Source organism: Alloalcanivorax marinus (assembly GCF_016785095.1).
Classification (GTDB): domain Bacteria; phylum Pseudomonadota; class Gammaproteobacteria; order Pseudomonadales; family Alcanivoracaceae; genus Alloalcanivorax; species Alloalcanivorax marinus_A.
On the sequence record NZ_JAEKJB010000009.1, the window covers coordinates 65,534 to 78,270 of the forward strand.

General features: G+C 61.9%; 11 protein-coding genes. 4 read left to right on the forward strand and 7 right to left on the reverse strand.

The window, feature by feature from the left end:
• The first annotated feature begins 131 nt into the window (after positions 1-131).
• From JF515_RS12085 to JF515_RS12095, 3 genes are all read left to right on the forward strand, one after another.
• Positions 132-1,253 (forward strand): porin, encoded by a 1,122-nt coding sequence (locus JF515_RS12085; protein WP_203104691.1) that lies wholly within the window; start codon positions 132-134, stop codon positions 1,251-1,253.
• Between the two features lie 28 nt (positions 1,254-1,281).
• A complete protein-coding gene (locus JF515_RS12090; protein WP_203104693.1) occupies positions 1,282-2,973 on the forward strand; it encodes an arylsulfatase in 1,692 nt (563 codons plus the stop codon).
• Positions 2,974-3,046: 73 nt separating this feature from the next.
• On the forward strand, positions 3,047-5,323 hold the full coding sequence (locus JF515_RS12095) for a multiheme c-type cytochrome (RefSeq protein WP_203104695.1): 2,277 nt from the start codon (positions 3,047-3,049) through the stop codon (positions 5,321-5,323).
• Positions 5,324-5,380: 57 nt separating this feature from the next.
• Here JF515_RS12095 and fdhA read toward each other — a convergent pair whose 3' ends face one another.
• The 7 genes from fdhA to JF515_RS12130 form a co-directional block, all read right to left on the reverse strand.
• Positions 5,381-6,580 carry a formaldehyde dehydrogenase, glutathione-independent gene (fdhA, locus tag JF515_RS12100; protein ID WP_203104697.1) on the reverse strand — a complete coding sequence of 400 codons (1,200 nt, stop codon included), beginning with the start codon at positions 6,578-6,580 and terminating at the stop codon, positions 5,381-5,383.
• Positions 6,581-6,604: 24 nt separating this feature from the next.
• Entirely contained in the window at positions 6,605-7,492 is an 888-nt protein-coding gene (locus JF515_RS12105; RefSeq protein WP_203104699.1) for a transporter, read from the reverse strand.
• Positions 7,493-7,604: 112 nt separating this feature from the next.
• Positions 7,605-8,576 (reverse strand): PDR/VanB family oxidoreductase, encoded by a 972-nt coding sequence (locus tag JF515_RS12110; RefSeq protein WP_203104701.1) that lies wholly within the window; start codon positions 8,574-8,576, stop codon positions 7,605-7,607.
• A 59-nt stretch (positions 8,577-8,635) separates the two neighbouring features.
• Positions 8,636-9,691: an aromatic ring-hydroxylating dioxygenase subunit alpha gene (locus JF515_RS12115; protein ID WP_203104702.1), complete on the reverse strand. Its 1,056-nt coding sequence runs from the start codon at positions 9,689-9,691 to the stop codon at positions 8,636-8,638.
• Between the two features lie 49 nt (positions 9,692-9,740).
• Positions 9,741-10,352, reverse strand: coding sequence for a VOC family protein (locus JF515_RS12120; protein ID WP_203104703.1), 612 nt, complete (start codon positions 10,350-10,352; stop codon positions 9,741-9,743).
• An 18-nt stretch (positions 10,353-10,370) separates the two neighbouring features.
• Complete coding sequence (locus JF515_RS12125; RefSeq protein ID WP_203104704.1) at positions 10,371-11,189, reverse strand: alpha/beta fold hydrolase; 819 nt, start codon at positions 11,187-11,189, stop codon at positions 10,371-10,373.
• A gap of 203 nt (positions 11,190-11,392) precedes the next feature.
• On the reverse strand, positions 11,393-12,103 hold the full coding sequence (locus tag JF515_RS12130) for a phosphoadenylyl-sulfate reductase (RefSeq protein WP_203104705.1): 711 nt from the start codon (positions 12,101-12,103) through the stop codon (positions 11,393-11,395).
• Positions 12,104-12,334: 231 nt separating this feature from the next.
• Between JF515_RS12130 and JF515_RS12135 the strand changes: the two genes are divergently transcribed.
• Positions 12,335-12,733, forward strand: a complete 399-nt coding sequence (locus JF515_RS12135; RefSeq protein WP_203104706.1) for a DUF4168 domain-containing protein — start codon at positions 12,335-12,337, stop codon at positions 12,731-12,733.
• The last annotated feature ends 4 nt before the right edge of the window (positions 12,734-12,737 follow it).

Genomic DNA, 12,737 nt, shown 5'->3' on the forward strand with positions numbered 1-12,737 from the left:
AATTCAAACAAATCATTTTTGTCGATAATCAGGCCCACCTAGCATCCGACGTCAGACGTTGCCAATAAACGATTGCTCGTCGAAACAACAAAAAACCTCCCTATAAGCAAAAAAAGTAATATGGAGTTTTCATGATTAGAAAGTTCGCTGTCGCGACACTGCTAGGTGCCTGCTTGACGTGTCCTCCCCTGCAAGCGGAGGGCTTATCGATATACGGGGCTATCAACCTGACCCTTGAGCACGTCGGCGCCACTCCGGATATAAAGGACCAGATCAAGGTCAGCGATTCCTATTCGTGGATCGCCCTGCGCTCCGACCATGACATCAATGATGACCTCAGCGTACATGCCGTGGCTCAGACCATGTTCGACAGCTCCGGGAGTACCGAACCCTCTTCAATCAATAATGGTTTTTGCGAGGACCAGTGCTACATCGGCCTGAAAAGTCGCCGATACGGAGCATTGAAGGCCGGCTACTTTCAGGTGCACAACCCGACGGGCATTCTGCGGTGGGATGGCGCCGCCGCTTATATGGGCATGAGCACCCTGATGCTGCCGCTCGTCTACGGCAATGGACAGACCTTCTCATCATCGGCGGGCGGACGGGTTCGCAACGTCGTCGAATACAGCACCCCGGCCTGGAAAGGCCTGAAGACGTCCTATTTCTTCGCGCGTCCGAATGAGGAACTCACCACGTCCGGCAACGCCGGCCGGCTCTATGGCGGTACTTTCACCTACACCAACGGTAATTGGTTCGCTTTGTACTCTCACCTGCGCACGGAAAACAGCAGTTCCATTTCCGCCGTGGATGACTTCCGGATTCGCGGCAACCGGTTCGCGCTCAGCTATTCGCCGAAACAAGGGCTGAACGCGGCGGTGGTGGTCGACCGGCAGACCACCGACGATCCGAACTATGCCACCGGCATGACCCGCACCACCGTCGGCGTTCCGGTCTGGTACCGCCACGGCAAGCATGTTTTCGCCGGCACCTACGCCAGAGCCTCCGAAATATCGGGAATAGATGATTCCGGCGCGCAATTCGGCATGGCGGGCTATTCCTATTTCCTGACCCGCTCCACCAATTTGTATGTCAGCTACTCAAGAATCTTTAACCAGAAGAACGCTAAATACGACTTCCAGACTCATGCCCAGGTGGGTGGTCTGCAAGGACCGCCGAGCTTTGTCTCCAACCTGCCATCCGGCGCCGACCCACGCGCTTTCCAGATCGGCATAAGACACAGCTTTCTTCTCTAAGCTCACTACCTGAAAAAAGGAACCCACCATGCCTCGCTATTTTGCAGACTGGTCCAGAATTCTGATCGCGCTTTCTTTCTCCTGCGTCGCCACCACCACTTTCTCCGCCGTCCCGGACACCAAACCGCGCCCGAACGTGCTGGTGATCGTGGCCGACGATCTCGGCTATTCCGATATCGGCGCCTTTGGCGGGGAAATCGATACGCCCAACCTGAATGACCTCGCCAATGAAGGTCGCGTTTTCTCCGACTTCTATGTCGCTCCGGCCTGCTCGCCCACCCGCGCGCAGCTGTTCTCGGGGGCCGATCATCACCTGGTGGGCCTGGGCACTATGGCCGAGAACCTCCCGCTGACCCCCGGGGCAAAGGGCAAGCCTGGTTACGAAGGGGAATTGAACGACAAAGCGCTATCATTACCGCAAATACTGCTCGATCACGGTTACCACACGTACATGACCGGCAAATGGCATCTGGGTAGTTCTCGGGCCAACCGACCCGGTGCCCGGGGCTTCGAACGTTCCTTCGCGCTGCTGGACGGCGCAGCCAATCACTTTAATCAGGATGGCGCCTTTATCCCCCCTGGCCAGCAACAAATGCCGAAAGCGCAATACACCGAGAACGACCAACCTACGGACCTGCCCAAGGACTTTTACTCCTCGGATTTCTATACGAGCAAAATGCTCTCGTATCTGAAAGAGCGGCATGACTCCGACGACGAAGCCCCTTTCTTCGCCATGCTTTCCTACACGGCACCGCACTGGCCGCTTCAGGCGCCAACCTCCTACATCGAAAAATACCAGGGACGTTACGACTCGGGTTATCAGGCCATCAGACGCGCCCGCCTGGAAAGGATGAAGGCGCTCGGTCTGACTGATGCCACCGACACCGTCTCCAGCGATGAAGGTCTGGCGGCGAGCTGGCGGCAACTCCCTGATCAAGAACGCGCGCGGGAAGCCAGGCGCATGGAGATATACGCGGCCATGGTTGATAACATGGATCACAACATCGGCCGAGTGATCAATTACCTGGAATCATCCGGTGACCTGGAAAACACCGTGATTCTGTTTTTCTCGGACAACGGCGCCGACGGCACCACCGGCAAGGGCCTTTTCGAGCCCACCTTCGCATACTACGACAACACCATGAAGAACATGGGAACCGGAACGTCCTATGTCATGTATGGGCCACACTGGGCGCATGTCAGCTCCACGCCGCTTCGCGGAACCAAGACGATGACCTCGGAGGGCGGCATATCCTCTCCTTTGATCATCAGCATGCCCGGAGTGGACGGTGACGGGGCACCGAACAGGAGCGTTATCAATGTGATGGACGTCCTTCCCACCATACTGGATATTGCCAGAATCCCGGTGCCCGGCGGCAAGTACAACGGACGAGACGTCATCACGCCAATGGGACGTTCGTGGCTGCCAATGATTTCCGGCGACATTGACATCATGCCCGAACAGGACCATGCCGTGGGCTGGGAATTGTTCAGCCGCAGAGGGATTCGCCAAGGCGATTGGAAGATGCTCTGGATCGATCCCCCCAATGGCACCGGCCAGTGGCAGCTTTATGACCTTAACGCCGACAGAGGTGAGACCCGTGATCTCTACAAAGAAAACCCCAAGGTCGCCAAGCGGCTCAAGAAGGAGTGGGACAACTATGTGGAGCGGGTCGGCGTCCAGCTAAACCCGTATCCGTGGCCGGAATTCATCCGATAGAATCCCGGTCGCGATTCACGAGGGCGGCTCGCGGGCTGCCCGCAATTGGTCGAGGAAGAGCCCCCGGGGTGCCATGAATAGACGCATACCGTTGGCGGTTACCGCGTTCTTACTCCTTATCGCCTCCCTGTGTTTTACACTTTTCCGGGCAAGCACGGATTCGACCGCTGACACGATGGCCAGTGCAGAAGACGCGACCTTCGTCGGCTCTGAGACCTGCGCTGGCTGTCACCAGGGTGTTTACCATAGCTGGCGGGACAGCCAGCACGCCCGGGCGATGCAACATGCCCGCGCCGAAACCGTGCTCGGCGACTTCAATGGCGTGGACTTCAAAGCACCCGGTATCGCCGCCACCTTCCTTCGCCGCGACAACGACTTCATGATCCGAACCGCGGGACCGGAAGGACCCGAACGGGAATTCAAGGTCCTCTATACCTTCGGGGTCAGCCCCCTGCAACAGTATCTTCTGGATGTGGGGAGAGGAAGGCTGCAAGCGTTCTCCGTGGCCTGGGACAGCCGACCAGTCAACCAGGGCGGGCAACGTTGGTTCTCATTGGATACCCCGGATGGCGACGGCGCCGCCGGGCCAGCTCATTGGCTGCGACCGGACCAGAACTGGAATGCCATGTGCGCGGATTGCCACGTCACCAACTTTCAAAAGAACTACCTCCCCGAACAGGAGCGATTTGAAAGCAGATTTTCCGAGCTCGGGGTGGGATGCGAATCCTGCCATGGCCCGGCGAGCATGCACATACGATGGGCGCGGGGCGACAAAACATTGGCGCATTCTGGATTGCAGCGGGTTCTGGACGCCCCTCGCCAATCCGATTGGCGACGGGCGGCGGGTGAAAGCGCCGCCCATAAGGTAAGTAAGGGTCAGGGTAATGACGGGCAGGAGGTTTGCGCACAATGCCACAGCCTCCGCCACCCGGTTCGGGAAGGCATGCAAGACGGTGGCGCCTTCCTCGATCATTATCGACCGGAGCTGATTCATCCTCCCCTGTACCATGCCGACGGCCAACAACGGGCCGAGGTTTTCATCACCGGTTCCTTTGAGCAAAGCAGGATGGCCATGGCGGGCGTGAGCTGCGTTGATTGCCACGATCCACACACTCAACAAACCTACGCGCCAGACAATACACTCTGCACCCGCTGCCATGCCGAGGCGCAATTCGACCGGCCCGATCATCACTTTCATCCTCCTGGGGCGGAAGGCGCGCAATGCGTTAACTGCCATATGCCGGAAACCACTTATATGAAAGTGGATCCACGCCGGGATCACCGTATCGCCGTACCGAGACCCGATCTCAGCGTAACGCTGGGCGTTCCCAATGCTTGCAATGGGTGCCATGACGACAAGTCACCGGCGTGGGCCGCGCGCCAGCTCCGCGAACAACATCCGGACGGCCGCTGGCGCACCCAGCACCATGGCATGATCTTTTCAGCAGCTGATGCGGGAGATCCATCGGCACAGCCGGATCTTCGGCGCCTATCCACCTCAAGGACCCACTCTCCCATGGTGCAGGCCAGTGCCGCCGCCAGACTGGACCCGCTGGATCGGGAAAACCGACCCATACTGGCGCGCCTTCTGCGGAGTGACGATCCGCTGCTACGCCAGGGCGCCCTGGAAAGCGCAGCGGGACTGCCCGCCGAAGAGAGGACCGAGGTCTTGGCACCGTTGCTCAAAGACCAGTACCGAAGCCTTCGGTCCAGCGCGGCACGACTCCTGGCGGGCGCCCCAAACGCCCCGCCAGCCCTGTCGTCCGCGCTTGAGGACTATGAAAAGGAACTGCGACTAAACAGTGATCGCGCCGAATATTTGAATCGAAAGGCACTGCTGGAAATGGCGTTACGGCGGGACAACCCGGCGCGGCACTGGTTGCTCGCCATCGAGCGTGATCCATCCAGCCCGCAGAGCTATCTCAACCTTGCCAGCTATTGGTCATCCCGAGAGCGGGAGTCGAAAGGCGAAGCGGTCTTGCTCGACGGGCTATCGCATGCCCCCACTTCCGCCAGGCTCCACGAGGCGCTGGGGCTCTCTCTAGTGCGCCAGCGCCGCAACGAGGAGGCGCTGGACGCGTTTCAGAAAGCCCATCGGCTACAGCCCGGCAACCCCCGTTACAGCTATGTGCTGGCGGTGGCGCTTTTCGACAGCGAACCAGAACAGGCGCTTTCCCTGATCGACGACGCCATCCGCAAGCACCCGTTTGATCACGATTTGCTCTGGGCCGCGGCATCCTTCAATGCCCGCGCGGGTCGCCGGCAAGAGGCGTTGATCCATGCCCAGGAGATACTGTCTCACTATCCGGAAGATCAACGTGTACGGCGATTGCTGGATCTGTTGCAGTAACGGTCGGGGCGGGGGACAGGGAAGCCAAGGGGAGCGACGCCCCTTGGCTTGATCGGATCAGGCCGGCACCAGGCCGTGGGGGTCGAGCACGAATTTCTTCGGCACGCCGGCATCGAATTCGCCGTAGCCTTCCGGCGCCTGGTCCAGATCGATGACCTGCACGTTAACCACCTCGGCGATGTTGATGCGATCCCACAGGATCGCCTGCATCAGTTGCCGGTTGTATTTCATCACCGGGGTCTGGCCGGTGTGGAAGGCGTGGGACTTGGCCCAGCCGAGGCCGAAGCGCACGCTCAGGTTGCCGAGTTTGGCGGCGCCGTCCACGGCGCCCGGGTCCTCGGTGACGTAGAGGCCGGGGATGCCGATGTGGCCGGCCACCCGGGTCACTTCCATAAGGGCATTGAGCACCGTGGCCGGGGCTTCGCTGCGCGCGCCCTCGCGGCCGTGACCGCGCGCCTCGAAGCCCACCGCGTCCACCGCGCAGTCCACTTCCGGCTCACCGAGCAGCGCTTCGATCTGGTCCACCAGTGGTGTGTCCAGGGACAGATCGGCGATCTCGAACCCCTGGGCCTTGGCGTGTTGCAGGCGGCGCGGGTTGACGTCACCGACGATCACCGCCGCCGCGCCCAGCAGCCGGGCGGAAGCGGCGGCGGCCAGGCCCACCGGGCCGGCGCCGGCGATGTAGACGGTGCGCCCGGGCGCCACGCCGGCGCTGACCGCGCCGTGGAAGCCGGTGGGCAGGATATCGGACAGGCAAGTGAGATCACGGATCTTCTCCATGGCCCGGTCGCGATCCGGGAACCGGAGCAGGTTGAAGTCCGCGTAGGGCACCAGCACGTACTCGGACTGGCCACCGACCCAGCCGCCCATGTCCACGTAACCGTAGGCGCCGCCGGCGCGGTCCGGGTTCACGTTCAGGCATACCCCGGTGTGTTGCTCCTGGCAGGAACGGCAACGCCCGCAGGCCACGTTGAAGGGCACGGACACGATGTCGCCCAGCGCCAGGTTCTCCACGTCGCGTCCTTTTTCGATTACCTCGCCGGTGATTTCGTGGCCCAGCACCATGCCCTCCGGCGCCGTGGTGCGGCCGCGCACCATGTGCTGGTCCGAGCCGCAGATGTTGGTGGATACCACCTTGAGAATAACGCCGTGCTCGATGCGCCGGCCGCGCGGATCTTCCATTTTCGGGTAGCCGATGGGGCGGACCTCGACCTTGCCGTCGCCCACGTAGACCACGCCACGATTGTCGTTCGTCATGCTGTTCGTCCTCTTGTTCCGGGTTCAGAAGGGAAAGGTGAATTGCACCCAGAAGCGTTCGCCCTCGGCCTTGTTCTCCGAGTCGAATTCCTTCTGGTATTTGGCCACCACCGCCACGCCGGGGCGGAAGTCATAACGGACCTGCGGACCCAGGGCGGCGCCTTGGGTGCGGTAGCCGTCCAGGTAGGTGCGACCGTCCAGCTCGTCGTCCGACATTTGTTTGAAGTAAAAACCCTGCACGCCGAGTTGCAGCTTGTCGGTCATCGACCAGGCCACCACCTGCTCGTAGTGCATCAGCCAGCCGGTCTGATAATCGGTGTCGTCGTTCTCGGTATTCACCGCCGCCGACAAGGTACCGCCGATTTCCCAGCCCGGCGCCGGGAACCAGCTGTAACCGGCGTTGGGTTGCCAGGAGGTGTAGTTCACCGCCGCGTTGGCGGCGCGGTCCCGGTCGTAGGAACCGGTGGGCACATCCAGATCCAGCGGCGCGATCTGCATGAAAAAGGTGTTGGCGTCGTTGTGGGTGCCGATGATCAGCGGCTTGAGGCTGAGGTTACCCAGGCCGTTGTCGGTGCTTTCGTCGCCGAACAGGGTGATGGAGGCGTCCACGTAGGGCAGCACGAAACCGGACACCAGGTGGGTGTTGCGCCCGATCATGCCCCAGCCATGGTCGAGGCGCAGGGCGTCGACGAAAATTTCCGCGTCCACGTCCACGCCGCTGTCATTGCCGGCGCCATCATTGAGCCGGTTGGCACTGTAGAACAGGGTGTAGTTGTACAGGCGGTTTTCCCCGGGGGCGGTGGCGACGCCGTTGAGCACGGTGTTCACACCGATTGGCCAGGAGATGTTGCCGTTTTCGGCGGCCGTGGCCGGCGCGCTCAGCAGCGCGCCGCCGAGGCTGATCAGCGCCACGGGGAACGCATTTAATTTCGTCCTGTTTTTGCTTATATGCATTTTATGGGACACTTGTCTTATCATTATTCTCTCCGGTTTTTTTAACGGGCCGGCCAGGGGCCGGCCCGGTTCACAGGTCGAGGACCAGCAACGGCGAGCGGGCCCGGGAACAGCACAAGGCAATTTGCTCGTTGGCCGCCTGCTCCGCCTCGGTTTGAAAGAAATCGCGGTGGTCGGCCTGGCCTTCCAGCAACGTGGTCAGGCAGGTGCCGCACACCCCCTGCTCGCAGGACAGCTCCACCTCGACGCCATGGTCCTTGAGGACCTGAGCGATGGTTTTGTCCGCCGGCACCGCCAGGGTCTGGCCGCTGCGTTGCAGACGGATCTCGAAGGCGCCATCCGGGTCCGCGTCGGCGGCGGGTTCCGGCGGCGCGAAGAATTCCCGGTGCAGCCGCTCCTCGTCGATGCCATGACGGTGGCCGGTTTCCAGTACCTGATCGATAAAGCGGGCCGGGCCGCACACATAAAAATGCGCGTTCGCGGCGGCCTGGCTCATCACCCCGTCCAGGTCCAGACGGTAGTCCGGCGACTGCCCGGTGAGGTAGAAGCGCACCCGGTCACGGTAGTCCGCGTCCTGAAGCGCGCCGAGAAAGGCACAGCGGGCTTCGCTGCGGGCGCAGTAATGCAACTGGAACTCGGCGCCCTGGCGGTGCAGAGCACGAGCCATGCCGTACAGCGGCGTGATGCCGATGCCACCGGCGAGCAGAATGGACGGGTGATCACCTTCGTTGAGCGGGAAATGATTGCGCGGCACGCTGACGCGCACGGTATCGCCCTGGCGCAGGGATTGATGCACGGTCACCGAGCCACCCCGGGAGGTTTCGGTGCGCAGCACCGCGATACGGTAACGGCGACGCTCTTCCGGGTCGCCGTACAGGGAATACTGGCGGATCAGGCCGGGCCGGATTTCCACATCAACGTGGGCGCCGGCGGTGAACGTCGGCAGCTCCTTGCCGGTGGGGTCGGCCAGCTCCAGGCTGACGACGTTTTCCGCTTCCACATCTTTACGTACGACTTTCAGGGTCATCCAGGTGATGGACATGGGACACCTCGAAAAAGCCGGGATGGAGTCAGGCACCCTCCTCCACCCCGGTACGGCTACTACTGCGGAAGTTCCGCGCGAATCAGAGCTTCCATGCTGCGGCGCACCTTCACGGAGGTGACATCGCCCTTGGCGAGAAAGTCCTTGAAGCCCCCATCGCCACTTTTTCGCAGCATCTCCTCAAGGGCTTCCACCGCGTCCACGTCCTGCTGCAGAACGGCGGCGAAGGCGCCATTGATGATGTTGGTGACGTTGTCGTCGTCGGTGGCGAAGTTACGCGAGTAGGCCACGAAGTAATGAGTTTCGTGGTCGGTGGCCGGAGTCACCGCGTGGTGCACCTTGTAGGTGCCCAGTTCGCGGCCCGGTTCGCCGTCCTTCTTGTCGTGGGCGAGGAACACTTCCTCGGCCAGGTGCAGGCACGGCAGGTAGAACTCCATGGACATCAGCCGATCGATGGGTTTGTGATAGCCGAGGATGTCGGAGAAAAAGCCGGTGGGCTCCTGGTTGTACATGGCGCGGGCATCCCGATACCACATGCCCTCGCCGCTGACATCGAAGCCGGTGTCGGCCACCGCGTCGACACCAATGATGCCCGGGTGCAGGAAGGTCAGGTGCGACAGGTCGCACAGGTTTTCGTGCATCAACTGGTGACGGGCCTTGAGCAGATGGGTGGCGGCTTTTACCGGCAGCCAGTCCGGGTCGGTGAGTTTGACGATGTCATGATCGGGAATCAGGGATTCGTCGGCTTTTTCCGGGTCGCCCATCCAGATCCAGAACCAGTTCCAGCGCTCAACCACCGGGTAGGCATCAATGCGGCACGAGGCGGGAATCGCTTCCTGGGTGGGAATGCGCGTGCAGGCGCCGCTCTGGTCGAAGGTGAAGCCGTGGTAACCGCATTCCAGGCGGTCGCCGACCACGCGGCCCTTGGCCAGCGGGAACTGGCGGTGCGGGCAGCGCCCGTGCAGGGCCACGATGTTGCCGTCTTCCTTGCGGTAGAACACCACCGGTTCGTTGAGCAGCCAGCGCTCCATCGGTTCGCGGGTGACCTCGTCGCTCCAGCCGGCCACATACCATTGATTGCGAGCCGCCCACAGGCCTTCGGCGTAGGGATACATAGTCGTTACCTCATTGTCTCTGCTTTGTTGTTGTCACTTGCCGGCGCCCTCAGGCGCGCACCCAGCCGTCGCCGCGCGCGGTGTTGTTGGTCGCCATATCCTCTTCCTTGAGCCAGGTGGCCAGGGTCTCATGGGCGGTGCCGGCGGCTTCGCTCATCAAACGGTCGGTGGCCGGTACCAGGGTGGTCAGTTCCACCTGAAGGCCGTTGGGATCATGGAAATAGATCGAGTAGCAATAGCCATGGTCGGTTTCAAAGGCGGATACACCGGCGTCGGCCAGCTTCTGCTTGAAATGGCGCACCGTGTCCTTGCCTTCCACGGTGAGCGCGATGTGGTGAGCGAAGGGGTTGATGTCCTCGAACTTGTTCACCGACGTGTCCTGGCTCGCCTGCTCGGATTTGAACTGGAAGAACGCCAGGCAGCTGCCATCGTTAAGCTCGAAGAAGGTGTGCACGTAGTTGTCCGGCTCACCGGTGACCGGGTTGACCCGCTCCACCCAGGTGCCCACCAGCGGCAGGCCAAGGATGTCCTCGTAGAAGTGGCGGGTTTCTTCCATGTCCCGGGCCATGAAGGCGTGGTGATGCAGCCTGCCCACGCGATTCGCCTTGCGCAGGGCGGCGATGCGCTCGGGATTGCCGGTAACGGTAGTGGCTTCGGTCATCGTCATATCCTCTTGTTGTTAGTCGACATTGACGGGGTGGGCCGGGGAGGCCTCCGCCCCTCGGGAACAAAAAGGCCGGCATGCCGCGACCCATTGATCCAGGGCGGCATTGACGGCTTCGGGGTTTTCCATGGTGAGCATGTGCCCGGCGGCGGGGATCTCCACCAGCCGGGCACCGGGAATCAGGTCGGCCATTTCCCGGTGGGCGGCCGGCGGTCGCAGCCGGTCCTCGGCGCCCGCCAGCAGCAAGGTAGGCGCGCTGATGGAACGCAGCACCGCGCGGGAATCCGGGCGCGCCGCGCCGGCGGCGATGTGGGCTTCCAACTGGTCCGGGGAGTGCTCGGCGATCATGGCGAGAATGTCCTCCACCAGGGGCTCGTCCGCGAGCCGCGCCTCGGGGATCAGCGCCGGCAGCCAGCGGCGCGCCATGGCGGGCATGCCCTGCTCCCGGGCCAGGGCCAGCAGCCCGTTGCGGGTCTCGGTTTCCCGGCGGCCCGCCTCGCCGGTCGGGCAAGGGCCGTATTCAGTGCCGGCGAAGCACAGCCCGATAACCCGGTGGGGCGCCAGACGCTGTACTTCCATGGCCACCCGGGCGCCCATGGAATGGCCGGCCAGCAGAAAGCGCTCCGGGGCCTGGGCGAGCACGGCCCGGGCCATGTCGGTCATATGGCGGGCGTCGCCGTAGTCGGCGATGCGCGGTTCGCAGCGGCCCGCCAGGTGGCGGGCCTGGTGACGCCAGGCGCGACCGTTGCACACCATGCCGGGCAGTAGCATGAGAACCGGCCGGTCGTTTTCGGAGTGATCAGCGCCCGAGGCGGGGATCGTTGTTGCCTTCATCGTGTCGCGCTCCTCTTTTGTTGTGTGATGGGAACCGATGAAGAGGGCCTGAAAACGAATATAGAGGGGCGCAACAATGCTTGAAAATGATTAAGCTGCATGAAAACCATCGATACCATCGATTCGGTTTCACAGCGTGGGACGCAAAAAAAAACGGGCCGAAGCCCGTTTTTCTCTGTCGCGCGGTGCGTGGAGGTGTGCGCTTAAAGGTGAATACCGCACTCGGTCTTGCTGGAGCCCTGCCAGCGGCCTTCGCGGCCTTCACCCTTCCAGGTGCAGTGGCTGCAGCCAATGGAGTGGTAGCCTTCCGCCACCAGCGGATGGAACGGCAGGTCGTGGTCGGCGATGTAGGCGTCGCGCTGCTCCCGGGTGACATCGATCATCGGGTTGAACTTGATCATGCCCCGGCGTTCCTCGAACACCTCCAGGCCGGCACGGTGCTCGGTCTGCCAGCCCATCAGGCTGGAAATCCACAGGTCGTAGTTTTCCTTGGCGTCTTCCAGGGGCTGCACTTTGTTGACCTGGCAGCACAGGTCCGGGTCGGTGCGCCACATCTGTTCGTCCTGGGTGATCTGGTGCTGGCGCGGGTCGGCGCGCAGGTCGATCACATCCAGGTTGAACTTCTCCACCAGGTATTCCTTGTAGTCCAGGGTTTGCTGGAAGTGGTACCCGGTGTCGATGAAGTGGATCTTCTGCTCCGGCCGGATGCGCGAAATGATGTGCAGGAAATAGGCGGAGGTGGCCGCGAAGGAGGAGGTCACCATGATCTTTTCGGGGGCGAAGTCCTGATAAACGCGGCGGATGCGGGCCTCGAAGTCCAGGGGCGCGTAGATCCGGTTGAGATCCTCGATGGCGTCCCGGGAGAGACCGGCGCTGTTGTCGCCCACTCGTGTGATCAGCTGCGCGTTACCCATGGCGTTGCCTGTCCTTGTTCCAGATCGGTGGCTTGGAACCGTCATGATAAGGATGGGCGACACATTTAAAAGAAATATCTGGTGCTATTTTTATGCCCGTACGGCATATGTGAACAATGACGCCTTTACGGAATTTGACGGTTTCGATTCGGAACTCCGCCATCGAGGCGGGTCCCAATGAGGGGACACGGGAGATATGTCCCCTTTGTTAAGCCGTAAAGGAGCTTTGCCATGAAAAAACGCGTTCTTTCTCTGTCCGCTCTGTTCCTCGCCGCCGGTCTCAGCGGCGCCGCCCTGGCGCAGCAAAACGCCGCCGGCCAGCAGCCACCGCCGAAGGCGCCACAGACCGCCCAGCCGGCCCTGGGCAACGCCTCGGACATCTCCGACGACGAGGTACAGCAGTTCGCCGACGCCCAGGAGAAGGTGGAGGAGATCAAGGGCGAATACCGCACCAAGGTGCAGGAGAACTCCGATGAGCCCGAGCAGGCCATGGAAATGCAGCGCCAGGCTCAGCAGGAAATGGTCCAGGCGGTGAAGGACTCCGGTCTGGAGGTGCGTAAATACAACCAGATCGCGCAACTGGCCCAGTATGACTCCGGGCTGCGCGAACGCATCGAGAAGCAGCGCTGAAGTC

Bases quoted from the DNA above. Each gene is read 5' to 3' on its own strand.
- JF515_RS12085 (WP_203104691.1), top strand. From the start codon at position 132: ATGATTAGAAAGTTCGCTGTCGCGACACTGCTAGGTGCCTGCTTGACG.
- JF515_RS12090 (WP_203104693.1), top strand. From the start codon at position 1,282: ATGCCTCGCTATTTTGCAGACTGGTCCAGAATTCTGATCGCGCTTTCT.
- fdhA (WP_203104697.1), bottom strand. From the start codon at position 6,580: ATGACGAACGACAATCGTGGCGTGGTCTACGTGGGCGACGGCAAGGTC.
- JF515_RS12130 (WP_203104705.1), bottom strand. From the start codon at position 12,103: ATGGGTAACGCGCAGCTGATCACACGAGTGGGCGACAACAGCGCCGGT.
- JF515_RS12095 (WP_203104695.1), top strand. From the start codon at position 3,047: ATGAATAGACGCATACCGTTGGCGGTTACCGCGTTCTTACTCCTTATC.
- JF515_RS12110 (WP_203104701.1), bottom strand. From the start codon at position 8,576: ATGTCCATCACCTGGATGACCCTGAAAGTCGTACGTAAAGATGTGGAA.
- JF515_RS12120 (WP_203104703.1), bottom strand. From the start codon at position 10,352: ATGACCGAAGCCACTACCGTTACCGGCAATCCCGAGCGCATCGCCGCC.
- JF515_RS12115 (WP_203104702.1), bottom strand. From the start codon at position 9,691: ATGTATCCCTACGCCGAAGGCCTGTGGGCGGCTCGCAATCAATGGTAT.
- JF515_RS12125 (WP_203104704.1), bottom strand. From the start codon at position 11,189: ATGAAGGCAACAACGATCCCCGCCTCGGGCGCTGATCACTCCGAAAAC.
- JF515_RS12135 (WP_203104706.1), top strand. From the start codon at position 12,335: ATGAAAAAACGCGTTCTTTCTCTGTCCGCTCTGTTCCTCGCCGCCGGT.